Origin of the sequence: Actimicrobium antarcticum, from assembly GCF_039536745.1 — a bacterium.
GTDB lineage: Bacteria > Pseudomonadota > Gammaproteobacteria > Burkholderiales > Burkholderiaceae_D > Actimicrobium > Actimicrobium antarcticum.
This window is the reverse complement of the sequence record NZ_BAAAZE010000005.1, coordinates 253,421-277,209: the sequence shown is the minus strand read 5'-3', so window position 1 is coordinate 277,209 and position 23,789 is coordinate 253,421. Positions and strand designations below refer to the sequence as shown.

23 protein-coding genes are annotated in these 23,789 nt (G+C 58.8%); 16 read left to right on the top strand and 7 right to left on the bottom strand.

The features are described 5' to 3' along the window. Positions 1-49: 49 nt before the first annotated feature. Positions 50-274, top strand: a complete 225-nt coding sequence (locus tag ABD720_RS04120) for a hypothetical protein (protein WP_344761963.1) — start codon at positions 50-52, stop codon at positions 272-274. 42 nt (positions 275-316) lie between these two features. On the opposite strand, the gene ABD720_RS04115 is transcribed toward ABD720_RS04120, so the two are convergent. The 4 genes from ABD720_RS04115 to aptA form a co-directional block, all read right to left on the bottom strand. Continuing rightward, a complete protein-coding gene (locus ABD720_RS04115; protein WP_344761962.1) occupies positions 317-1,369 on the bottom strand; it encodes an aldo/keto reductase in 1,053 nt (350 codons plus the stop codon). A gap of 306 nt (positions 1,370-1,675) precedes the next feature. Beyond that, positions 1,676-2,404, bottom strand: coding sequence for a sulfite exporter TauE/SafE family protein (locus ABD720_RS04110; protein ID WP_344761961.1), 729 nt, complete (start codon positions 2,402-2,404; stop codon positions 1,676-1,678). Between the two features lie 9 nt (positions 2,405-2,413). Next, the gene (locus ABD720_RS04105; protein WP_344761960.1) at positions 2,414-3,166 is read right to left on the bottom strand and encodes an SDR family NAD(P)-dependent oxidoreductase; all 753 of its coding nucleotides are present in this window, start codon (positions 3,164-3,166) and stop codon (positions 2,414-2,416) included. Continuing rightward, a complete protein-coding gene (gene aptA, locus ABD720_RS04100; protein ID WP_344761959.1) occupies positions 3,163-4,461 on the bottom strand; it encodes an omega-aminotransferase AptA in 1,299 nt (432 codons plus the stop codon). Before aptA ends, ABD720_RS04105 begins: the two co-directional genes overlap by 4 nt. 165 nt (positions 4,462-4,626) lie before the next feature. Between aptA and pdxR the strand changes: the two genes are divergently transcribed. The 5 genes from pdxR (at position 4,627) to ABD720_RS04075 (ending at position 10,029) form a co-directional block, all read left to right on the top strand. Beyond that, the gene (gene pdxR / locus ABD720_RS04095; RefSeq protein ID WP_344761958.1) at positions 4,627-6,153 is read left to right on the top strand and encodes a MocR-like pyridoxine biosynthesis transcription factor PdxR; all 1,527 of its coding nucleotides are present in this window, start codon (positions 4,627-4,629) and stop codon (positions 6,151-6,153) included. Between the two features lie 222 nt (positions 6,154-6,375). Next, complete coding sequence (gene tauA / locus ABD720_RS04090) at positions 6,376-7,410, top strand: taurine ABC transporter substrate-binding protein (RefSeq protein WP_344761957.1); 1,035 nt, start codon at positions 6,376-6,378, stop codon at positions 7,408-7,410. Between the two features lie 91 nt (positions 7,411-7,501). After that, positions 7,502-8,293 (top strand): taurine ABC transporter ATP-binding protein, encoded by a 792-nt coding sequence (locus tag ABD720_RS04085; protein ID WP_344761956.1) that lies wholly within the window; start codon positions 7,502-7,504, stop codon positions 8,291-8,293. Further along, complete coding sequence (locus tag ABD720_RS04080; RefSeq protein WP_344761955.1) at positions 8,290-9,174, top strand: ABC transporter permease subunit; 885 nt, start codon at positions 8,290-8,292, stop codon at positions 9,172-9,174. The genes ABD720_RS04085 and ABD720_RS04080 overlap by 4 nt, the downstream gene beginning before the upstream one ends. 216 nt (positions 9,175-9,390) lie before the next feature. Next, on the top strand, positions 9,391-10,029 hold the full coding sequence (locus ABD720_RS04075; protein ID WP_344761954.1) for an NAD(P)H-dependent oxidoreductase: 639 nt from the start codon (positions 9,391-9,393) through the stop codon (positions 10,027-10,029). Between the two features lie 412 nt (positions 10,030-10,441). Here the strand turns inward: ABD720_RS04075 and ABD720_RS04070 are convergent, their stop codons facing one another. Next, a complete protein-coding gene (locus tag ABD720_RS04070; protein WP_344761953.1) occupies positions 10,442-11,605 on the bottom strand; it encodes a flavin monoamine oxidase family protein in 1,164 nt (387 codons plus the stop codon). 126 nt (positions 11,606-11,731) lie between these two features. On the opposite strand from ABD720_RS04070, the gene ABD720_RS04065 reads away from it, so the two are divergent. Continuing rightward, positions 11,732-11,956, top strand: a complete 225-nt coding sequence (locus ABD720_RS04065; RefSeq protein ID WP_344761952.1) for a transposase — start codon at positions 11,732-11,734, stop codon at positions 11,954-11,956. A gap of 277 nt (positions 11,957-12,233) precedes the next feature. Here ABD720_RS04065 and ABD720_RS04060 read toward each other — a convergent pair whose 3' ends face one another. Together ABD720_RS04060 and ABD720_RS04055 are read right to left on the bottom strand one after the other, a co-directional pair. Then, positions 12,234-12,398: a hypothetical protein gene (locus tag ABD720_RS04060; RefSeq protein ID WP_344761950.1), complete on the bottom strand. Its 165-nt coding sequence runs from the start codon at positions 12,396-12,398 to the stop codon at positions 12,234-12,236. Between the two features lie 373 nt (positions 12,399-12,771). After that, on the bottom strand, positions 12,772-13,608 hold the full coding sequence (locus tag ABD720_RS04055) for an alpha/beta fold hydrolase (RefSeq protein ID WP_344761949.1): 837 nt from the start codon (positions 13,606-13,608) through the stop codon (positions 12,772-12,774). A gap of 190 nt (positions 13,609-13,798) precedes the next feature. Between ABD720_RS04055 and ABD720_RS04050 the strand changes: the two genes are divergently transcribed. The 9 genes from ABD720_RS04050 to ABD720_RS04010 all read left to right on the top strand — a co-directional run bounded on the left by ABD720_RS04050 (position 13,799) and on the right by ABD720_RS04010 (position 23,662). Beyond that, entirely contained in the window at positions 13,799-14,980 is a 1,182-nt protein-coding gene (locus tag ABD720_RS04050; protein WP_344761948.1) for an acyltransferase family protein, read from the top strand. 459 nt (positions 14,981-15,439) lie between these two features. After that, positions 15,440-16,636 carry an ABC transporter substrate-binding protein gene (locus ABD720_RS04045; RefSeq protein WP_344761947.1) on the top strand — a complete coding sequence of 399 codons (1,197 nt, stop codon included), beginning with the start codon at positions 15,440-15,442 and terminating at the stop codon, positions 16,634-16,636. A gap of 187 nt (positions 16,637-16,823) precedes the next feature. Further along, positions 16,824-17,681, top strand: coding sequence for a branched-chain amino acid ABC transporter permease (locus ABD720_RS04040; protein ID WP_344761946.1), 858 nt, complete (start codon positions 16,824-16,826; stop codon positions 17,679-17,681). Beyond that, a complete protein-coding gene (locus ABD720_RS04035; protein ID WP_344761945.1) occupies positions 17,678-18,640 on the top strand; it encodes a branched-chain amino acid ABC transporter permease in 963 nt (320 codons plus the stop codon). Before ABD720_RS04040 ends, ABD720_RS04035 begins: the two co-directional genes overlap by 4 nt. After that, entirely contained in the window at positions 18,637-19,392 is a 756-nt protein-coding gene (locus ABD720_RS04030) for an ABC transporter ATP-binding protein (protein WP_344761944.1), read from the top strand. Before ABD720_RS04035 ends, ABD720_RS04030 begins: the two co-directional genes overlap by 4 nt. After that, positions 19,389-20,102 (top strand): ABC transporter ATP-binding protein, encoded by a 714-nt coding sequence (locus ABD720_RS04025; RefSeq protein WP_344761943.1) that lies wholly within the window; start codon positions 19,389-19,391, stop codon positions 20,100-20,102. Before ABD720_RS04030 ends, ABD720_RS04025 begins: the two co-directional genes overlap by 4 nt. Then, complete coding sequence (locus tag ABD720_RS04020; protein WP_344762319.1) at positions 20,098-21,333, top strand: thiolase family protein; 1,236 nt, start codon at positions 20,098-20,100, stop codon at positions 21,331-21,333. The genes ABD720_RS04025 and ABD720_RS04020 overlap by 5 nt, the downstream gene beginning before the upstream one ends. A gap of 75 nt (positions 21,334-21,408) precedes the next feature. Then, positions 21,409-22,935 carry an AMP-binding protein gene (locus ABD720_RS04015; RefSeq protein ID WP_344761942.1) on the top strand — a complete coding sequence of 509 codons (1,527 nt, stop codon included), beginning with the start codon at positions 21,409-21,411 and terminating at the stop codon, positions 22,933-22,935. Then, positions 22,904-23,662: a GntR family transcriptional regulator gene (locus ABD720_RS04010; protein WP_344761941.1), complete on the top strand. Its 759-nt coding sequence runs from the start codon at positions 22,904-22,906 to the stop codon at positions 23,660-23,662. The genes ABD720_RS04015 and ABD720_RS04010 overlap by 32 nt, the downstream gene beginning before the upstream one ends. Positions 23,663-23,789 lie beyond the last annotated feature (127 nt).

The window sequence follows — 23,789 nt, the reverse complement described above, 5'->3', positions numbered from 1 at the left end:
CACTTTTAGACGGCTGGTTTGTTCCGAGCGGGCAGTATCGGCACCCTTGGTGACCACGCTTGCAATGATCACCACAACAAAGCAATCAAAAATTGACGCGACTTCCCATTCAGACGCCGGAGAAATGCGCGATGCACCCGGCAACCTGACGCTCGATCAATATTGCGCTTCGGCTTTGCACCGCATCGCGCAGCCGGAGAGCATCCGGACGCTGTTCGGAAGCGAATTCAGACCAGTTTCGATCAGGCAGCCGCGTTGCCGGTTTCAACAGTAGGTGTGCGTGCAAGGCAGACCACGACATTACGGCACCAACCGGTCAGTCATCCCGCGACGGTTGATCCAGCAAGGCCAGGCGTGTGGCACCTTGCCGCACGATCATCCAGCCAGGATATTCGGGCGGTAACGCACTGACTTTTTCCAGCATGTCCAATTGCGTCGTCGACAGGGCAACCCGCGTTGCGGCGATATTGTCACTCAGCTGTTCTGGTCGATTGGCTCCGATGATGACGCTGGTCACGACCGGCTGATGGAGCAGCCAGGCCAGTGCAATCTGTGCCACGGAAACACCCTTCTCATCCGCTATCACGCGCATCACATCGATGACCGCATAGGCACGATCACGGTCGACTGGCGGGAAATCAAAACTGGCACGCCGACCGTCGCCGGCACTTTCGTTCGACCGGTCATATTTGCCTGACAACAGGCCACCGGCCAGCGGACTCCATACCATCAGCCCGACGCCTTCCGAGACCATCATCGGCACGAGTTCGCGTTCCAGATCCCGGCTGGCTACCGTGTAATGCGCCTGCAGCGAGACGAAGCGCGCAAGGCGATCGCGCTCGGCGATACCGAGCGCTTTGGTGATCTGCCAGGCGGCCCAGTTCGATACCCCGACATAGCGGACATGGCCGTGCTGGACCAGATTGTCGAGCGCATGCAATTGCTCGTCCATCGGCGTGACCGCATCGAAGCCGTGAATCTGGTACAGGTCGATATGCTCGACCTGGAGCCGACGCAGACTGGCTTTGCAGGCATCGATCAAATGCACACGCGAGGTGCCACCCTGATTCGGTCCTGTCCCCATCGGGCCAAATGCCTTCGTCGCGATAACAATGTCGTTGCGCGCGATGCCGAGATTGCGCAGCGCCTGGCCAGTAATCTGTTCCGATAGCCCGCCGGCGTAGACGTCGGCGGTATCGATGAAATTGATGCCGCCATCGATGGCGGTGCGTACCATCTTGTCCGCATCGACTTGCTGCAACTGGCCGATTTTGCTCCACATGTCACCGCCGGTGCCGCCAAATGTCATGGTACCGAGACAGAGTTCCGAGACGAACAAACCGGTGCGACCTAGTGTTTTCATGCGCATGTTGATACTCCTTGGTGAGGGGACGTGGTGTCGTAAAGATGTTGTTCTGACTATACCCCTCCTCTCACCTCGGCGTGCCGAAGCGCTAACCGGACAATGGATGCATCTGCATCGAGCGCTCTGTCAGGCACTCACTGCAGAAATCGGCGCGGTCCGGCCGCGGCACAAGAACAGGTCACCCGCATGATCGAACTCGTGATTTGACGCCGGGCATCAGACACGGGCTCGTGCCCTGGCTTGTCAGGAAACCTGCAACCGCTGCGCAGGAGACCGTCAGCGGTTTCTGTCGTAACCAATGGCGCCGCCTCAACGCACCATCGCAAACAATCCGATGCCTACCAGTCCCAGTTGGACGACATAGTGGTAGCAGCGTGGCGACAAGCGGCCATACAGGCGCGAACCGGCCATCATCCCGAGGACGAAGAATGGCGCCAGCAACGCGCTGTGCCGGAGGCTCTCGATGCCCACCGCGCCGCGCACCGCCAGTCCGATGGCGGCGCCGGAAAACAGGACCATGAAATAGCCCAGCAGATTGGCGCGCATGTGCGTGGCGGCGCTGGCTTGTCCGGCAAAATAGTACGCCACCGGCGGTCCGCCAAGGCCACCGAATGCGGTAAAGATACCGCTCGCCACGGCAGCCGCCAATGTGGCCGGGTAGCCCCCGGAGTTGCGCAACTGCGCCCCGCACAGGCTGGACAAACTCAGCAACAGCACGAGAGTGCCGGTCGCGCGGCGCACCAGCACGTCATCCACCTGGGCTAGCACAGGCAACGTCAGTTGATGACACATCAGGGCCACGACGGCGATGCCGATCACGCGTGGCCATTGCACGTGGGGCCACCAGGTTCGCGCTCCTTGCCACCCCGTCATCGCATGCAGCAGCACGATCAGCGCCGCGGCCTGGGTCGGCGGGATCAGCATCGACAGCAGGGGCGCCATGATCAGGGCCGCGCCAAATCCGGTCAGGCCCTTGGCCACCCCCGCCACAAAACAGATCGCAGCGAGCGCCGCCAGTACAAGTACCGCCGGGTCCATGCCGGCAGCTCAGGTGGCGTGACGCACGATCGCGAAATTGCCGGATGCCTGGCAGGTTGGCATCATCTCGATCGTGTTGATGTTGACATGCGCAGGGCGCGATACCAGCCAGCTGACCGTGTCGGCGATATCGGTTGCCGTCAGCGCCTGAGTTCCCGCATAGATGCCGGCAGCACGTTCGACATCGCCGTGCAAGCGCGTCACCGAAAACTCGGTACCGCTGCACAGGCCCGGCTCGATCGAGGTAACGCGGATATTTTTGCCTACCAGGTCCGCACGCAGGTTCAGGCTGAACTGATGCACGAACGCTTTGGTGCTGCCGTAGACATTTGCACCGGGATACGGATACGTGCCGGCCACCGATCCCATATTGATGATGGTGCCGCTGTTACGCGCAACCATCCCGGGCAGCGCAGCGCGGGTGCAATACAGGACACCCTTGATATTGGTATCGACCATGGTTTCCCATTCATCGAGATCGGCTTCGTGCGCCGGCCCCAGGCCGAGCGCAAGCCCGGCGTTATTGATCAGGACATCGATCGGCCCGACCTCGCGCGTGACCTGCTCGACCAGCGCGAATACATCCTGGCGGGCACACACATCCAGCGCCATCGGGACCAGTCCGGGTCCGCTGCGTGCCGCCAGCGTGCGCAACTTGTCGGCGCGACGGGCCGTGGCGACGACCGTGTGGCCGTCGGCGCACAAGCGTTGCGCGATGACTTCGCCGAAGCCGGCGGAGGCACCAGTGATCAGGACGATCATTGCGGCAATTCCAGGATGGTTTGCTTCAGGATCTGCACCGTCTGCGCCACCTGCTCGGCCGTAAAGATGAACGGTGGCGAGACGATGGCGTTGTCGCCGGTGGTTTTGAGGTGCAGGCCGGCGTCGTACAAGCGCTTCTGGAACAGGTGGCCACGACGGCCGGGCGCACCGTCGGACTTGAGTTCCACGCACGCCAGCATGCCGATACCGCGCACCTCGGCCACCAGCGGCAGCTCGCGCAGCGAACCCAGCGCATCGAGCAGGATGGGCGACATTGCACGGCCCCGCGCAAACAGATCGTCATCACGATAAATGTCGAGCGTGGCCAGTGCCGCAGCGCAGGCAGCCGGATGGGCCGACCAGGTATAGCCATGGAAAAATTCGATCGCGCCATCGGCTGCCGCATTGACGATGGTGTCATGCACGGTGCGCGACACCGCCACCGCCGCCATCGGGATCGCGCCGTTCGTGATGGCCTTGGCCATGGTGATGATGTCGGGTGTCACGCCGAAGGTTTGCGAGGCGAAGTTTTCGCCGGTACGGCCAAAGCCGCAGATGACTTCGTCGAACACCAGCAGGATGCCGTGCGCGGTACAGAGTTCGCGCAGGCGTTCCAGGTAACCGACCGGCGGCACCAGCACGCCGGTGGAGCCGGCCACCGGCTCGACCACGCAGGCAGCTATATTTTCGGCGCCGTGCAATTGAATCAGGCGCAACAGATCGTCGGCCAGTTCCCGGCCGCCATGCAGGCCCTGGCCGGTGACGTTGAGATTGTCCGGCAACCAGGTGTGGCGCATGTGGACGGCACCCGTGACGATGCCACCGAAGTGCCGGCGGTTATTGATCATCCCGGCCAGCGCGACACCCCCGAAATTGACGCCGTGATAGGCGCGCTCCCGCGACACGAACATGGTGCGCGACGCATCCTTGCGGGCACGGTGATAGGTCAGGCAAATCTTCATGGCGGTATCGATGGCTTCGGACCCGGAACTGACAAAGAACAGTTTGTCCAGGCCCGCCGGCAGCAGCTCGGCGAGGCGATTGGCCAGCATGAATGACTTGGGATGCGAGCGCAGAAAACTCGGCGTGAAATCCAGTTCCTGCAACTGCGCATACACCGCATCGGCGATTTCACGGCGGCAGTGGCCGGCCGGTGTGGTGAACAAGCCGGAACCCGCATCCAGGATCGGACGACCGTCCAGATCGTAAAACCACGCGTCTTTCGCCGAGCCGAACATCTTCGGGTCGGCGATGAATTCGCGGTTCGGGGTGAATGGCAGCCACTGATGTTCCATGGCAGGCAGTGCAAAAGTGGGTTGGGATGTATTGGAAGGTGCGGATGTGGAAACGGCGTGCAGCATGTCAGACCCCGGAAAAGTGAACGTGGTGCCACGATGCGCCATCTGGTGCTGGCACGCATCATGCCAGTAACAGGTTTCGATCAGTCCAGCAGAAACCCCATGACACGCTACAGCGCCGACCATCAACTTTTGTGGCACCAGCTTTTTCCGGCACCGGAACGGGATGGTCCGACCTTGCAAAGCCAGTTGCGCACGCGCCTGGTGAGCGCCCTGCTCGACGGCCGCCTGGCCACCGGCATGCGCCTGCCCTCCAGCCGCGACCTGGCAGCCATGCTCGGTATCTCACGCAATACGGTGGTACTGGCCTATGAGAAACTGGCCGAGGATGGCTACGTCGAAAACCGCCCGCGCAGCGGTTACTTCGTCAGCAGCCGATACCTGCTCAGCGCCAAGCCGACACGCCACAGCGCGAAGAAAGCTACCGACCAGGACACCTCGGTACAGTGGCACAGCCGCTTCAACGCTACCCATGCCGGTGCAAAATGGCTCAACAAGCCGCACGACTGGCAGCGCTATCGCTATCCGTTCCTGTATGGCCAGTTCGATCCCGGCCTGTTTCCGATTGCCGACTGGCGCGAGAGCAGCCGCCAGGCACTGGACGTGACGGCCATCCGCGGCTGGGCGCCGGATGCGATCGACAGCGACGATGACGCCTTGCTGGACCAGCTGATCCGGCGCGTGCTGCCACGCCGCGGCATTGCTGCATCACGCGACGAAGTCCTGTTGACCGTGGGTGCGCAGCAGGCGCTGTACCTGCTCGCCGAATTATTCATCGAGCCAGGCACGCGCATCGCCGTCGAAGATCCTGGCTACATGGATGCGCGCAATATCTTTGCCCGGCGCGGTGCCGTGCTGGCGGGCCTGGCGGTAGACGCCGACGGCGTGGTTCCCGACGCGGCCGTCCTGCAAGGAGTCCAGTATCTGTACTGCACGCCGAGCCACCAGTGCCCGACCGGCGTCACCCTGACCACCGAGCGCCGCTTGGCACTGCTGGACTGGGCCCGACGCGAAGATGGCATCCTGATCGAGGACGATTACGACGCCGAAACCCAGTACACCGGCCAGCCCCTGCCGGCGCTCAAGGCGATCGATCAGGATGGCCGGGTGATCTATATCGGCAGCCTCTCGAAAAGCCTGTCGCCGGGATTGCGCCTGGGCTATGTGGTGGCGCCGGCACCCGTGATTGCGCAATTGCGCGTGCTACGCAGGCTGATGATTCGCCATCCGCCAACCAATAACCAGCTGACCCTGGCGCTCTTCATCGAGCATGGTCATTACGACCACCTGCTGCACAACCTGCGCAGCGCGCTGGCCGATCGGGCACAGGTACTGTCCGCCGCCTGCCGGGAACATTTGCCGGCGATGCAGGTGATCACGCCGCATGGCGGCTCCGCGCTCTGGGCCCGGCTTCCGGACGGCATCAACACAGCGGTGCTGCGCCAGGCAGCGATGGCGCATGGACTGCTGATCGAATCCGGCGAGACATTTTTCCTGGACGAGACGCCGCCGCTTTGCTATCTGCGGCTGGGGTATTCCTCGATCGCGGCGGACCGGATCAAACCGGGCATCCGTGTGCTGGCCGAGTTGTTGCGATCACGATTAACGCATCAGCACAGCGCAAGTTGATGGCCCGCGGCGCACTCATTTAGCGCGCACGCACCGCAACGCCTGGCTGGATTGACGTATCGGGCACGCCAACCCGCGCAGGCATTCGACGGACAAAGCGTGGCCAGCACTGGCTGGCGCCATCTGGCCTGAAAGATAGGACGTTCTGGACTTACTCGCTGGCAAAGAAGCTGCATTACCGGATGCGGGCACTTCACTCTCATCATTGAAAAAGGGATCACCATGAACCACAGTTACCCATCCGTCACGGCCTCGGTTATCCGCTCACTGATTGCAATTGGTCTGTCGCTCGGCGCTGCCGTTACCGTGCATGCCGCGGACAAGGAAGTCACCATCGCCTATCAGGACATGGTGGTGCCGTGGCGTCATGCGCAAGACATGGACGAACTGGCGAAGGCCACCGGCTACAAGATCAACTATCGTAAATTCGGCGGCGGTGGCGATGTGATCCGCGCAATGGCATCGGGCAACGTGCAGATCGGCGAAGCGGGTTCCAGCCCGGTCGCAGCAGGCCTGAGCCAAGGCTTGCCGATCCAGATTTTCTGGATTCTGGATAACATCAATGATGCCGAAGCCCTCGTTGGCCGGACCGGTTCGGGCGCGATCGACATGGCGTCGCTCAAGGGCAAGCGCCTTGGCGTGCCGTTTGTCTCGACCAGCCACTTCCACGCGCTGCTCGCGCTCAAGCAGGCCGGCCTGAGCGACAAGGACGTCAAGGTCCTGAACATGCGCCCGCCAGAAATCGCGGCGGCCTGGGATCGCGGCGATATCGATGCGGCGTTCATCTGGAATCCGGTTTTGTCGAAACTGAAGACCAGCGGCAAGGTGCTCACCAGCTCCGGCAAGATTGAAGAGCAAACCGGCTACGCCACCTTCGACGCGATGGTGGTCAATACCGACTGGGTCAAGGACCACGGCCCGTTCATGACCGCGATGGTCAAGATCCTGGCAAAAACCGATGCCGACTATCGCGCTAATCCAGCCGGCTGGACGGGTGATACCGCCAAGGGAGCCGCCGTGGCAAAGATTTCGGGCGCCACCAAAGAAGAAGTCGCACCATCGCTGGCGCTGTATCAGTACCCGACAGTCGCCGAACAGGGATCGGTACGCTGGCTGTCCGGCGGCAAGACGAGTGGCGTGGCGAAGTCACTGACCGCGACCGCTGAATTCCTGAAAACCCAGAAGTCGATCCAGACCGTCCTGCCGGATTATTCCGTCGGCGTGACCGATATGTGGGTCAAGGCTGCCGCCAAATAAGCATCCGGGAAGCGCCCCTCAAGCGCTTCCATCAACCGGGTCACCAAGGCCGCCGCAACCCGGTGGCCGTGGTGATTCATCAGGAGTCAGCATGCTCGAAATACGCAACGTGTCGGTCCAGTACCAAAGCAGCAGGAAAGGCGCAACCACGACCATGGCGCTGCAGGATGTCTCGTTATCGATCGCACCTGGCGAATTCGTGGTGGCGCTCGGCGCGTCAGGCTGCGGCAAGACCACGCTGCTCAATGCCATTGCCGGTTTTATTGAACCATCTATCGGGCAGATTTTCTTGAATGGCGCGGTAATCGAGGGCCCAGGCAAGGATCGCGGTGTCGTCTTCCAGAAGCATGCGCTGATGCCATGGATGAGCGTGGTGGAAAACGTCGAATTTGGACTGCGGCTGCAAGGCATGCCGCTGCATGAACGTCGCGCCATTGCGATGGAAAAATTGCGCCAGGTCGGCCTGTCGAAAGTCGCGCACGAACCGGTTTATCAACTCTCCGGCGGCATGCAGCAACGGGTGGGCGTGGCGCGGGCGATTGCCTCCTCGCCGGAGGTGATGCTGCTCGACGAACCGCTGGGCGCACTCGATGCCTTCACGCGGGAATCCATCCAGGAGCTGCTGCTGCAGTTGTGGCACGGCTCGCAGCGGATGTTCTTTTTCATTACCCATGATGTCGAGGAAGCGCTGTTTCTTGCAACGCGGCTGGTTGTCATGGCGCCGCAACCGGGACGCGTGGTGCATGACATTGCGCTGCCGTTTTCAAGGCGCTACGCCGAATCGGGCGATGCCCGCGCCATCAAGGCCAGCCCGGACTTCATTGCCGCGCGCGAAAAAGTACTGTCACTGGTTCATGACGTTTCTGCAGAGGTGGTGCAATGACTACGATCGACCTGGACACCAAGACGCCGCTGGCTGTTGGACCGGCCATCCCGGTGGCAAGCCGGACTGTGCCTGCCGTGCCGCGGCGCATTGCGCACTATCGCGCACTGGGCTCCGGCGACACGTGGCGCATCAGCCTGTGCGCGGCGATCTGCCTGTGCGCACTGTGGTGGGCGGCGACGCATTTCGGCTGGATCAAGCCGCTCTTCCTGCCCTCGCCAGAGAAAACCATCCAGGCCTTTGTCGCGGCCATGCAGGGCGAGACCCAGGGCGATATCGCGTTGTACGAACACATACTCACCAGCGTCACGCGGGTGCTGGTGGCCTTTGTGCTGGCCGTAGTCATTGGCGTGCCGCTGGGCATCGCAATGGGGACATCAAGGCTGGTCCGCGGGATTGCAGATCCGCTGATCGAGTTTTATCGCCCGTTGCCACCGCTGGCTTACCTGCCGCTGATCGTGATCTGGCTAGGCATTGATGAAAGCGCCAAGATTGCGCTGATTTTCCTGGCCTGCCTCGCCCCACTCGCGATGGCGGCCAAAGCCGGCGTGCGCTCGGTACCTGCCGAACAAATCAACGCCGCCTTTTCGCTGGGCGCGAGCCGTTGGCAGGTCGTGCGGCTGGTGGTGCTGCCGGCGTCGTTGCCTGAAATCCTTACCGGCATGCGTATTGCCATTGGCTTTGGCTGGACCACGCTGGTCGCCGCCGAGATGGTCGCAGCGACCAAAGGCGTGGGCCAGATGGTGCTCAATGCGTCGAACTTCCTGCGCACCGACATCGTCATCATGGGCATCATCCTGATCGGCATACTGGCCTATCTGTTCGACCTGCTGATGCGCCGCGCAGAAACGGCGCTGACGCCATGGAAAGGCAAGATGTAGATCGGCAAGACCGGGCGGCAAGTCGTGGTGGCCGTGACGCTCGTTCACGGTCACCACGACGTCCTTGCCAGCAGAAATTGCTGGACGCGTATTGACGACAGCGCGCACAGACTGTGTGCTCCTGACCCGTGCAGCGTATCGCAGCTACACTGTCACGAGCAGCACCATCGTGTTCGCTTCCGATTCATTTGATCCGCAATAAGCAGAAAGTAAGACATGTCCGATTTGATTCAAAAGCTTCAGTGGCGTTACGCCGCAAAAAAACTTAATCCAGCAAAAGTCGTCCCGCCGGAAAAAATAAATCGCATTCTTGAAGCAATACGCCTCACAGCAAGCTCAAGCGGTCTGCAGCCGTATCAAGTTTTCGTTGTCACGAATCCGGAATTGCTTGAGAAAATCAAGGCTGTCGCCTGGAACCAGGGGCAGGTCGCCGATGGTTCTCATCTGTTGGTGTTTGCGGCATGGGATAACTACACGGCAGAGCGCATCAACATGATGTTTGACCTGACCAATGAAGTGCGCAACTTGAAGAACGAAGGATGGGAAAACTATCGGCAGTCGCTGCTGAACACGTATCCGCAACGTGACGCAGAAGTCAATTATCAGCATGCAGCGAGACAAGCCTATATCGGTCTTGGTTCAGCACTGATCGCCGCTGCGTACGAAGAGGTCGACAGTACGCCGATGGAGGGCTTCAGTCCCGAGGCAGTCGACGAGATTCTGGGATTGAAAACGCTAGGCCTGCGCAGCGTCATCCTCTTGCCTCTGGGCTACCGTGAAGAGGATAAGGACTGGCTCGTTAACCTGAAAAAAATTCGCCGTTCACACGATGCCTTTGTCACTGAAATGCAGTGAATTTTTTGCCCGTGCCGCATCTGCCTGGGTGCGACACGGGAAATCACAGCACATATCACTTTCACGAGCGGTCGTTGACCGGGCGGAGACTGATCAACCGATGCGACAGCCCGTCAGAGACGCACTTTTCTGCGCGAATCAGATACGAATGAATTGGCACAAAACGCTACAGGCGAATCTCCGTTCGCCGAATAAGCAAGGCAGGCGACTTTGGATTTTCAACAGCAAACGCTGTACCCGAAGGCTTTTCCAACAATAACGCGTCACAAATGAGGCACTGCCCAAGTGGCATTGACTCCTACCTTTTTTGCCATATGGTGTGTACCTACGCTGTCCACGTACATGAGCACGCGTCAGCACTTGGCAACCGTGCCCTGAGAACCTGACCGGCATTTTGTTCGAGCTGTTTGCATTAGGCAAACAGCTCGGAGGTCCGCTTGAAGGACTCGACCGACCCCAGTGCACCTTCGAGATAGCCACCTTCTTCTGCTGCGATTTCACTTCCGACGAAATGCATTTTCATGCGGTGCAACTGTGGTAACCACGCCGACAGGTCGAGCTCAGGATGCATCGGCGACTCGTCGACATCGTTGTCACTGACGATCCATGCTTCCCGGGCCCAGTCCTTCAGGTAGGACACGTCAGGTGTAGCTGCGCGTGCACCGAACACGCTGACCAGCTGGTTCAAACAAGCCTCATGCAGCACCCCGGCTGTATGCCGGATACGTACGCCAGCTGGCACGCCAATAAACCCGAACAGTGCGAAGCCGCTGTCGGCAGTGGCGGATGCATCATGGATTTCCACCATCGGGCCAACGCGGCTAAATGCCTGCCCTGACAAGCCGTCCTGCCGCCAGAACGGTGTCGGATAGACCGCCACGAACTTGGCCTGCGCCGCCATCCAGGTTGGCGTCGCAGTCAGCGCAGCGGGCAGGCCCGTCGGCAGGCACTGCGACAGCCCGGCGATTTGCATTAATTTGCGAGGTGGCGCAGCCAGCACCAGATGCCGCGCCCGGACCAGCTGCGGCGCATCTGCAGCGGCGGGCGTTTCGTGCGTTGTCGCACCTGCGGTCACACACCACCCCTCATTTCCGTGCGTGATGCGCACGATCGCACAACCGTGATGCAAGCGAGCCGGATCGAGCCGCGCCACGAGCGCCGCGATCAACGATTGCGTGCCACCTTCGACCCGGTACGACAGCATGCCTTGCCCGGCGCCGTTGCGTTGCACTGGCCGTCCGCCGCTCTGCTGGTACAGCACGTCTCCGGCGATATGCTGCGTAAAAATCCTAAGTCCCAGCTGGGAACACAACCGTTGCATGCGCTGCTGGTGCGGCCAGAACCATGTCGGTCCCAAATCGACGCCAAATCCCGCATCTGCGGCAACCGGCTGCGAAAGAATGCGGCCGCCGAACCGTGCTTGCGCCTCCAGCAACAGATAAGGAATCCCCGCCTGCTCCAACTCAAGAGCGGCGGCCAGTCCGGCCAGTCCGCCGCCCACAATGAGAACGTGCGTGTCTTGCGTGGTCGTAGTAATGGATGTCCCCTTGGTCTGCAAATGGTAATGCGCAGACAACCGGATGGCCTGCCTGCGCGCGCCGCCATTTTACTGCCAGCATGTCTTTCAGATAGGCCCCGAATTTCCGTCGCATCACCCGCGCGTGCCGATGTAATGACCGAATAAAATCGGACATCTCGATAAGTGGATCATCCACTAAAAGCAGAATTTCACGAAAAAAAGCAGCGCAGGAAGTTTGATACCACCCTCAAGCTTGAAGTCGTACGGATGGCTCGTGAGCAAGGGTTGAGCGTCAAGCAGGTCAGTGATATTACCGACATCGGCGAGACTGGATTGCGCCGTTGGCTGAAGCAACATGATGCCGGACAATCCAGGAAGATGGTTTTTCTGGTCAGGTGCAGTTGGTAGACATCCAGCGTCTGCGCATCGCGGTACGCTGCCAGTACATTCAGGATGCGTTGCTCCTCAATCCTGATCGAGACGCCGGCCACGCTCGACTTCATGCCCGGCCAGATCGGCTACGGTGCCAAAGTGTCGGCACGCTGCCTCGCCCTGATCCAGTATCCGATCCAATCGCAACCAAGGTGGCCGGTGCCGATCGTGGTCAGGTTGGCGCTATCAATGAACGGGTGCACGAATATGCTCCGGTTCGTCCATCCGTCCATTCAAACACAGTACGCCCGCGTTATTTCGCACCAACATAGATCTGGCCTTCCTTGATCATGACGATCAAGTGGGCGGTCATACTCATACCGCGCAGCGGCTTGCCGCTGACCGCCCGTTCGTCGGTGCTGAGCCCGTCACGGATGCAACGGTCGACTCCATCACGCTTGGTCCATTTCCAAAGCATCTGCACTACGCAGCGAATGATCGGTGTAATCGTTTCGATTGCCGTCCAGATCGACGGGTGTTCACTATGCCGCTCGCGCACAAGGCGTACTGCACCTTCCCCGACTTCTGGCGAAAGCTTGCGCAGTTTCTCGTTAATGGCACAGTTCTCTCAAATATCGGTGCCGCTATAAAATCCGGTGCGGTGCATTTCGCGCGTGGGTGATCGACTTTGGCGACAATCTCCATGTCGCGCGCTACCGCCTCGATGCCAATGCCATCAAAATCCTCGCCGTGCATCATCAGAAGAAAGTCGGACTTTGATGGTGAGTGCCAGTTGCCGCCGAATCAGGATTGAGCAGCGCGATTCGGCATGTTTTTCCTCATGATGCTTTTTAGTGCGCCATTTCGCTTCTGGCGGCAGCAACCACGCGCTCGATTGACGCGCTGACGGTGGCTGGCCGATCCAGTTGTATATAGTGACCCGCTCCGGCGACCGTGATCTGTACGCCACGCCTTGACAAGGCCGCCAGCTCGCGCTGCAGGCGCAGCCACTCCGGGCCGACTGAAGCAATAGTCTGGCCAGCGGTGAGGACCTCCAATGGCATGTCGCCGTAGTAGCGCCGTGCGGCGCGGACCGCGGCGAAGCTGCTGCCGTCAAGATAGTGTTTTGTTTCGCTGTACTGGGCTTGCTGATAACGCGGCAGCGCCTGCAGGCGTGCCCGTTCAGCATTAAGCTGCGCGCTGTAACGCGGGTCGGCAGGCTCGATGCAGCGAGTCGCAAAATCGGCTGCGGCAGGATGTGCAATGCAGTACGACCAGCGCTGCAGGTTGGCGCGGTAGCGGTCGGTTTCGTGGCCATCGGGGTGGCGGTCGATCCGCGCCATGCCGTCTTCATGGGAGGCGTCGACCAGGACCATGCCGCTGACTTCAGTGCGATAGCGATCGGCGAACAAACGCACGTTCAATCCGCCCAGCGAATGCCCGACCAGGACGTAGGGCGGGGGGATGGCCGCCTGTTGCAACAGTCGATGCAGATCATCGACCATATTCGTGCTGTCGCCCGTCCGGTGGCTTGCATCGCTGTAACCCAGCCCGGCGCGATCGTAGGTGCAGGCGCGCGTGGTGGTGGCGATGCGCGGTTGCACAAGTGCCCAGGTAAAGCCCCAATCGGCCATGCCGCTGTCAAAAATCACGGTCGGCCTGCCGCTGCCGCTGCAAGTCAGATTCATTGCGCGGGCGTGACCGATGCTGACGCGGCGCTGCGCGGTAGTCCAGACGAGGTCATCGGCGCCTGACGCCTGACCCGCTGCGCACGCCATTAGTGCGACGAGGGACAGTCCTCGGCAACAACGCGACAGCGGCAATACTCGCGTACGATGCCTGAGCCGACATTCCCTGTTTAGCAACTGAATTAGTGACATGTCCATCCCGAAAAAACAACCGCTGGCTGCGTTGACCTCATTGCGGTTCTTTGCCGCGCTGGCGATCGTTGTACACCATTGTAACGGGGTGTTTTGGCCAGTGGCGGCGCTGGGCCCCCTCGATGTGGGCGTGTCGTTTTTCTTTGTACTGTCAGGTTTCATTCTGACCTGGGTCTACCACGATCAACTGGCACTACCGGGACAATGGCGCAGATTCTACCGAGCTCGACTGGCGCGGATCTGGCCACTGCATCTGACCTGCCTGTTGCTGACGCTACTGCTGGTGGCGGTGCCCGAGCCATTCAATGTCCGCGTGCTGACAGCGAATGCATTGCTGCTGCACGCGTGGATTCCATTCGATCGGTATTTCTTTTCCTACAACTATGTGTCCTGGACCATTTCGACCGAGTTGTTTTTTTACCTGCTGTTTCCGTTAGTGATCCGATTCGCCCTGCGCTGGCGCAATCGCACCTTGCTGCTGGCTGTGTTGCTGGCGCTGACGACTGTACTGCTGCTAGGGCTGGCGAGTTGGAAGCTCGGCTTGCCGTCGTGGCAAATTGCGCACGATCACATGTCATCGACCGGCCTGCTCTACACAAATCCGCTGGCACGATTTGCAGAATTCCTGTGCGGGATGGTGGTTAGCCTGGTCTTCATCCACAGCCGGCACGAGTACGGCGCGTCACGACTGCGCTGGACCGTGCTGGAACTGGCCAGCGTTGCATTACTGCTGCTGGGCTACCGCTATGTCCTCATCAGTTTTGCGCCAGTCGTGCACGAAGTCATGCTCGCCGCCGGCGCCACGCACGTTGCGCTGACCGCCGTCGCCAATGAATCGGCCTTGCTCGGACAGCTAAATCCATTTGCCGCAATGCTCATCGATGAGTGGGCCAATCACGTTGGCCTGACTCCATTCGTGATGCTGCTGGTGATCGTATTTGCCCACCAGCGCGGCGCGCTTTCGCACGCCTTGTCGCAGCGCTGGCTGGTGCTGCTCGGCGAGCTCAGCTTTGCGCTGTATCTAGTACATCAAATTGTGCTTAGGGTGGCGCAACAGCACGGACTGCATGGTGACTGGTCAACCTTTTTCGCCTATGGAGGCGGCATCTTGTTGCTGGCACTGGCGCTGCATCGGCTGGTCGAACAGCCGGCGAGACGCTGGATGACCGGGCGCACCTGAGCGGATCTTTGCGCGCAGTTAGCGGCAGCGGCTAACGCTGCCATGCTCGCAGCAAAGCGTCGACCTAACGAAGAACGGCGAGAAAAAAGTATTTATCCCAGACTCACGGTGGCACCCGCGACCGGCAGGCTGTGCTGTATCAAATACAGGAACAATTTAGTGCAGCGCAATATAAAAAATATATTCTGCCAACCGAATATTTCTCACCGGCAGTATTTGTCATAATTTATGCCTGCTTTACACCGTAAATACTCCTCTACAGCGCTCGTTTCCTTTTCCTTCCTCAATTTTTTCTAAGTCATTTTCAATGATCTCATCGCGACGCAGCATTTACCGATCATGAATCATTCTCGCTTGCATTAAATATTCACGCTGATAGTATCTTAATTGCATATTCGTAATATATCAGCTAGAACATTTGAAATGTCATTGAAGAATTTTCTAACCTGAGGAGACAAGATGAAATTTCGTATTCACTCGCGAGTTCACGGCCTGAAACTAGGTGTTGGACTGATCGCCGCATTCGCCTTTACCAGCCTTGCCCATAGCGCCGACCCGGACGTCTTCAAGATCGGCGGCGTCGTTTCCCTGTCTGGTACCTACGGTGTGTTTGGCGATGACATGCGCAAAGGGGTTGAAGTCGCGATCGAGCAGCGCGGAGGCAAGGTGCTCGGCAAGCCAATTCAGGTGAGCTGGGAAGACGACGAGACGAAGCCCCAACCCGCCGTCCAGAAAACGACGCGCCTGATTTCGGAGGGCGCACAAATGATTTTCGGCGCGGTCAGTTCGTCTTCCTCGATTGCGATAATGAGCATCGCCAAACAGCGCAAGATTCCGCACCTGGTGACCATGTCGGCGGACGACAAAATCACGCTGCCCGGTGGTTCCCGCTATACCTTCCGAACTTCCAATACGCTGGGCATGGAGCAACGCATGGCGCTTGCCTACAGCAAGGAACAAAAAATCAAGCGCGTCTATGGCGTGACGGCGGATTACCAGGCCACTCGTGACAGCTGGGAGTGGTATCGCAAGGAAGCGGAAAAAGCCGGTATTGAAATCGTTGGCGCGGACTTCCCGCCATTCGGAAATCGTGATTTCTCGTCGATTGTCGACAAAATTGCCCGTTCAAACGCAGATGGTGTCGCCTTGTTCATGACCGGTTCGGATTCCATCACGATGGTCAAGCAGGCCGGCCAGGTGAACCTCGGTGAAACGCGCAAGATATTTGGTCCGGTCATTGCCGATGAAACGATGGCCGCTGGTGTCGGGCCAAGTTCGATTGGTGTCAATTCCGGGGTGCGCTACCACTACTCCACCGACAACGCCGCCAACAAGAAATTCGTGGAAGCCTTCCGCAAGAAATACAACGAGTTCCCGTCCAGTGCTGCCGGTGAAGCATTTGACGGCATGTCGTGGTGGCTCGATACGGTCGAAAAAACCGGTTCATGGGACAAAGAAAAATGGATCGATGCCTTTGCCAGCAGTGTCCGTCCCAACTCGGTGGAAGGCCTCAAGGAAATGAGGGCGTGCGACCACCAAGCCAGGCAGGACGGATTGTGGGGTGAAGTTGTTGCAGGAAAACCGCCCTATCCCGCCTATGTCATGAAGATCGTCAAGGTGTATCCGCCCAATGAAGTTTTCGAAGAATGCAAGTAATAAAGCCGATGTGCGCTGAGCAATCCGGCGAATGAATATTGCAACCGGCCAGGGCTGGTAACTGGATTACCAGCCATGGCCGGTTGCCCATTTTACCGGCTGCCCGTTGCAAATACTGGCCTCTCCGCAGTTCGCACAGGCTACCCACGCCCTATTTGGTAGCGCTTCATTTCTCACGAGAGTACCTATGTCAACGATTATTATCGGACTCAGTCTCGGCATGCTGCTGTTTCTCCTGGCGTCCGGACTGACACTTATTTTCGGCATGCTGGGCGTCATTAATTTTGCCCATGGTGCGTTATACATGCTTGGCGCCTACCTTTGCTTTGACGTCAGTCACCGGTCCGGTTCATTCACGCTCGGTGTCCTCGTCGCTACGGCGACCGTCGGCCTGGTTGGCATGGCCATGGAACGCTTTACCCTGCGTCCTCTTTACAACCGTCCACATTTTTATCAGCTGATTCTGACCTTCGGTTTTATTCTGGTCATCACCGAAGCCGTCAAAATATTCTGGGGCCTGGGTTACAAGGAGGTCACGATGCCAGAAATGCTTTCCGGCACCGTTGATATGTTCGACAGCACGATTCCGATCTACCGGCTCTTCATTATTGGTTTTGGCGCGACGGTGTCGCTGGGACTGTTTCTTGTACTGGAGCGCAGCACCTTCGGCATGCTGGTCCGTGCCGCCAGCAGCGATGGGGAAATGGTGCAACTACTCGGCTTGCCTGCATCAAGGATTCGTACTTCGGTATTCGGCTTTGGTGCTGCCCTGGCGGGGTTGGCCGGTGCAATCTCGACGCCCCTGTTCCCGATTGAACTGGGCATGGCCACGACCACGATCATCGACTGTTTTGTCGTCATCATTCTTGGCGGGTTGGGCAATATTCGCGGCGTGGTCGCTGCTGCCTTGTTGATCGGCATGGTGCGCGCAGTCGGATATACCTTCATGCCGAGCTGGGTAGACGTCCTGACGTTTGCGCTCTTGATCGTGACACTCCTGACCCGTCCACAAGGACTCTTCTCCAGACAAGTGAGGTCAGCATGAACCTGTCACGCTTTGACATAGTGATTGGCTTGTTGATGACACCACTGGTGCTGGTGCTGCCGCTTGCTACACAAAATGATTTCTATCTGAATCTGGCGACCTTGATCATGATCTGGTCGATCTTTGCGGTGGGCTTCGATTTTGTCTTTGGATCGTTGGGGATGGTGTCGTTCGGGCATGCCAGCTTCCTGGGCATCGGTGGGTACGCTGTCGCCATCGTCACGCAGCGTTTCGGTTTGCCGTTCGAAGCCGGCGTCGCGCTGGCGATCGTTGCCGCTGCAACGTGCGCCTGGATATACAGTTTTTTTGCGCTGCGCGTAGCCGGTATATTTTTCTCTCTGGTGACACTGGCGTTGTCGCAACTGCTCTACATTCTTGCCGACAGCAAGCTGCGCGACTGGACAGGGGGAGCCGATGGCTTGCCCGGCGTGGCGCGGCCGGAGACCTTCGGCATTGACTTTTTTAATTCCGTTAATTTCTATTGGTACGTAGCGACAATTTTTGCGATGGTGATGGTTGTCATTGCCATCATTCGTACATCTCCATTTGGCCGCGTGGTCATGGCGATCCAGCAAAACGAACTCCGCACTCAGCAACTGGGCTACAACACGCATCGCATCAAGCAAATTACCTTTCTGCTCTCGGGCGCCATCAGTGGACTGGCCGGGGCCCTGCTGGCGTCGTTGCTGATGTATGTCAACCCACAGATGCTGCACTGGAGCACCTCAGGTGACGTCATCATCATGACCTTGCTGGGAGGCGCAGGTACGTTGTGGGGACCGGTTGCGGGTGTCATCTTGTTCGAAAGTCTCAAGGAGTGGCTGAGTGGCTGGACTCCCTACTGGTACGGGATACTCGGCATCCTCTTCATCCTCGCGACGCTCTATTTTCCCAAGGGGGTGTTAGGAGAAATTCAGGCCTATGCGGGGCGCGTCCGCGCACGCGGGAGAAAACCATGACCGCGATCGCATTGCAGTGCCTCAACGTTAGTGTCGAATTTGGTGCGCTGCGGGCGATCGACGACGTCAGTTACGATTTTGCGCGGGGTCTGGTGTACGGACTGATCGGCCCGAATGGTGCCGGCAAAACAACATTGCTCAACGTACTCGCAGGTCGACTATTGAAGCACAAGGGGTCGGTGCTGTGTGAGGGGCAGGACATGTCGTCCCTGGCGCCCTATCAGCGTGCGACGAAGGGGATAGGCCGCAGTTTCCAGATAACGCAAATTTATCCGGCGTTGAGCGTGCTGGAGAATCTGCGCATTGCAGCACAAATCAAGCATTCGCGCTTCGTCCCATTCTGGATTTCGCCGCGTTACGACAGCCAGCTTGCGACCGACATTGACGCCATGCTGGAACTGACCGGCTTGACAGCGTACCGCGACAACATCGCCGGCACCATGTCCTATGGCCTGCAGCGGGCACTGGAACTCGGCGTGACCTTGTTGCCGGGTCCGCGCATCCTTCTGCTCGACGAGCCGATGGCCGGGATCGGCCATCATGAAATCGACGGGGCGACAAGACTGATCCAGACGGCATCCGCCGGTCGTACCGTGCTGCTGATCGAGCACAACATGGACGTCATCATGTCCCTGTCAAACCGAATCGTGGTCATGAGTAACGGCAGCATCATCGCGCAAGGGACGCCAGACCAAGTCAAAGCCGATCCGACGGTACGGTCGGTTTACCTCGGAGAGGATGAATCATCATGATTGCACTGGAAAATAGTGTCGTTCACTACGGCGCGGCACGTGTCCTGAGTGACGTGACAATTGAAGCGGCACAAGGCGAAATCATTGCCATCATCGGTCGCAACGGCGCGGGCAAATCGACGACGTTGAAAGCGATGATAGCCGTGCTACCGCTGCAGCAGGGCCGCCGCCTGTTCAATCAACAGGATATCTCGCACAAGTCGGTCGAGCATATCAGCCGACTCGGGGTTGCCCTGGTACCTGACAGCCGCCGCATTTTTCCAAACTTGTCCGTCATGGAAAATCTTCGCATGGGAACCCTGGCGCACAAACCAGGTTACTGGACCATCAAGCGGGTGCTGGAAATTTTTCCGCGATTGCAGGAGCGCATCGCGTTCGGCGGCGACCAGTTGTCGGGCGGCGAACAGCAAATGCTGTCCATCGGACGTGCCTTGCTAGGCAATCCTAAAATATTGCTGCTCGACGAACCGACCGAAGGCCTGGCGCCGCTGATCGTCAACCATCTCATCGAGGTCTTTGGCCTCGTGCACAAGCAAGGTACCGGCATTGTCCTGGTCGAACAGAACCTGCGGGTATCGATGCGTCTGGCCCATCGTCAGTATGTGCTGGACCACGGCACGGTCGCCTGGTCGGGCACCACCGCGCAGCTCGAAGCGCAACGCGACATTGTTGAATCCATTATCACGACAGGAGTCTCGCATGGCCATTAGCCGTACATATATCGTAGGTGTTGGCATCACCCGTTTTTCCAAACAGCTCGATACCAGCGTCAAGGAACTGGTCCGTGAGGCAGTCAACGGTGCCCTCAAAGACGCTGGTTGTGATGCGAACATGCTTCAGGGCGCCTATTTCGCCACGGCAGGACAAGGCGCAATTGAAGGGCAATTCATGGTCGCCGGCCAGATCGCGCTCGGTGCGATGGGCATTACCGGCATCCCGGTGGTCAATGTCGAGAACGCGTGTGCCAGTTCCAGCACGGCGCTCAATGCCGCGCAAATGTTTGTTGCGTCTGGCGCCGGTGACATTTGCCTGGCCGTCGGTGTCGACAAGCTTTTTTCAAGTGACAAGGAAAAAAGCTTCGCTGTTTTCGATGGTGCCTGGGATGTGCATCAGGCCAGCGAGCAGATGCAAGTGCTGATGCATCTCGCGGCAGACGTAACGCCCCCACCAGGCTTCGTCGACCCAGGCAAGCGCAGCGTTTTCATGGATATCTACGCCAGCCTTGCGCGCCTGCACATGAAAACGTTTGGCACGACACAGCGGCAACTGGCTGCTGTCGCGGCAAAAAACCATGTGCACTCGACACGCAACCCGCTGGCGCAATTTCAGTATCCGCTGACCATCGACGAAGTGCTGGCAGCACGGCCGGTATCGTGGCCGCTGACCCTGCCGATGTGCGCGCCCATTAGCGATGGTGCTGCAGCCGCCATCATTTGTAACGAAGCGGGGCTGAAAAAACTGCAGCAGAACCGTGCGGTCGCGCTGTGTGCCAGCGTCCTGCGCAGCGCTACGGATCGCAAGGCAAATCAGTACGACCAGCATCTATGCCATCTGGCGGCGTTGCAGGCATACGAGATCGCCGGCGTCGGTCCGGCCGACATGTCGCTGGCCGAAGTCCACGATGCGACGGCGTTTGCAGAAATCCAGCAGACCGAGGCGCTCGGTTTTTGCGACTTTGGCGAAGGCGGCCCGATGGCCGAATCCGGTGCGACATCACTGGGTGGAAAAATCCCGATCAATGTTTCCGGTGGCCTGTTGTCGCGCGGCCATCCGATCGGCGCGACCGGCCTGGCACAAGTCTTTGAAATGGTCACGCAGTTGCGCGGCGAGGCGGGTTCCCGTCAAGTCGACCATGCCCGTTTTGCGATTGCAGAAAATGGCGGCGGTTTTCGTGGCGTTGAGGAGGCATCCACCTCCATCATCATCCTGGGCAAGCTATAGGAAGGACGGCGGCATCGATGGTGCCGCATTGCGCGGCACAGATGCCAGTTTCAAAACAACTATCGGGAGCCCTTCATGAACCTCAGCCACCTTTTCGAACGCAGCGTGCAACTGTACCCGGACCGTCCGGCACTGGCGCATGGCACTGCTTCCAGCACAAGTTATCGACAGCTCCATCAGCAGGTGCGGGCGCTGGCACATTGGCTGCGTCACGATCTGGCACTTGACCCTGGTGACCGCGTCATGCTGGTGATGAAAAATTGCCCCGAATACATGGCCTTGATGCTCGCCAGCTGGCATGCCGGCTTGTGCGTGGTGCCGGTCAATAGCAAGCTGCATCCGAATGAAATTGATTACATGTTGCGCGACTCCGGCGCACGGGTTTGCGTCTCGCAGGGCGCAACGTATGAATCGCTGCAACACGTCGCGTCCGCCATTACAAACTTGCATCTTGTCGATATTGCGTCGGACCAGTATCACGAGGCACTCCGGAATCCCGCACTCGCCATAGGTACGGATGACGACCGCGACCTTGCCTGGTTGTTCTATACCAGCGGCACGACCGGCCGCCCGAAAGGCGTGATGCTGTCGCACGCCAACCTCGTCAGTGCCGCCATGCATTTTTACTCCGACGTACAATCGGTCGATAGCGACGACGTGCTGATGCATGTGGCGCCGATGTCCCACGGCAGCGGTTTGTACAGTATTCCGTATTTCATCAAGGGTGCGATGCAACTGCTGCCGGAGTCCGGCGGACTCGACGAGGCGGAGTTGTTCGCCCTGATCGCACATTACGACAATGTCAGTGTCTTTGCGTCGCCGACCATCGTGCAACGGCTGGTGCATCATGCGCGGCAATACACGCCGACATCGACCGGCTTGCGTGCGCTGTTGGTCGGCGGTGCGCCTTTTTATATCGAAGATATAAAAAGTGCGGTTCAATGCTTCGGACCGCGCATTCTGCAAATGTACGGTCAGGGCGAATCGCCGATGACGATCTCTGCGTTGCAGGCAAACCAGGTGGCACGCGCGGTGGCTGACAACGACACGGCGATGCTGGCCTCGGTCGGTTTTGTCCAGACCGCGATGCACGTGATGATTGTTGATAGCGACAACCAGCCTGTCCCGGCGGGTACGCCGGGCGAAGTGATCGTGCGGGGCCCGACGGTCATGGGCGGATACTGGAATAATGCCGACGCAACCGGCCAGACCATCGTCGATGGCGCGTTGCGTACCGGCGATATCGGATTACTGGATGCGCGGGGCCTGTTGCAACTCAAAGACAGGTCCAAAGACGTCATTATCAGCGGTGGCTCGAATATCTATCCGCGAGAAGTCGAAGAAGCGTTATTGACGCATGAAGCAGTCGAGGAAGTCTCCGTGGTCGGCATTCCCGATCCGAAATGGGGCGAGTCGGTCGTTGCCTTCGTGGTCTGCTGCAAAGGGATAGTCGCCTCGGAGCAAGAACTCGATGCCCTGTGCATTGCGACCATCGCTCGCTTCAAGCGTCCGAAACGTTATATCTTCGTGCAGGAATTACCTAAAAACGGAACCGGAAAAGTACTTAAACGTGAACTCCAAAAAAATATTGCCTCACTCTGAGGATACCCAAGGCAAGCCGGCAGTCAACCTCTTCGAGCGCGAGGCCGTCAGCCAGACAGAAAAAGCGTACGTTCTGCTTGAAGAGATGATTGTCACCGGGGAGTTGCCTCCAGGTAGCCAATGGTCAGAGAATGTCTTGAGCGAACGTTATGCGATTGGCCGCTCCCCCATTCGCGATGCATTGCAAAAACTGGCCTTTCAACGACTGGTCAATATTGCGCCGCGGCATGGTATTTTCATTTCCGAAATTGATTATCCGGGCCAGCTGAAGATCATCCAGAGTCGCCGCGAGATAGAGCGGTTGATCGTGACCCAGTCGACACTCTTTGCTACCGAAGCAGAGCGCGCCGAAATGAGTAAACTCATTATCGAACTGGAGCGATTGAAAATTCAGAAAGACATGCGGGCTTACTTGCGAGTGCATTTCAACCTGACGAAAGCACTGGGTAACGCAGCCCGCAATAGCTATGCAGCCGAATTTTATGCAATGCTGCAGACGCTGGCCCGGCGTTTTCTATATTTTCATCAGGATCGCTACCCTAGCCTGGCAAAAATTTGTGACCTGCACATTAATCAGCTCAATGCGATCATCAGCGGCACCCCCGCTGCGGCCATTGAGGCTGCGGTCCTGCGCAATGACTATGCCGAAGAACGGACCCGCAATATCGTGCTGGAGCTGATCGCCTCATCAGACGTACCGATTACGTTTGGCAATCGGAAATCCTGATGTGGCGAGGACCGCGGTCATCCGAAGGGCTTTCCCCCGTTGCGCCGGTTATCGGCGCATTCGCATGACACGCGAAAGGCTCAATGATATCGATACCGGCCAGATAATTGACCAGCAAGCCGTACAA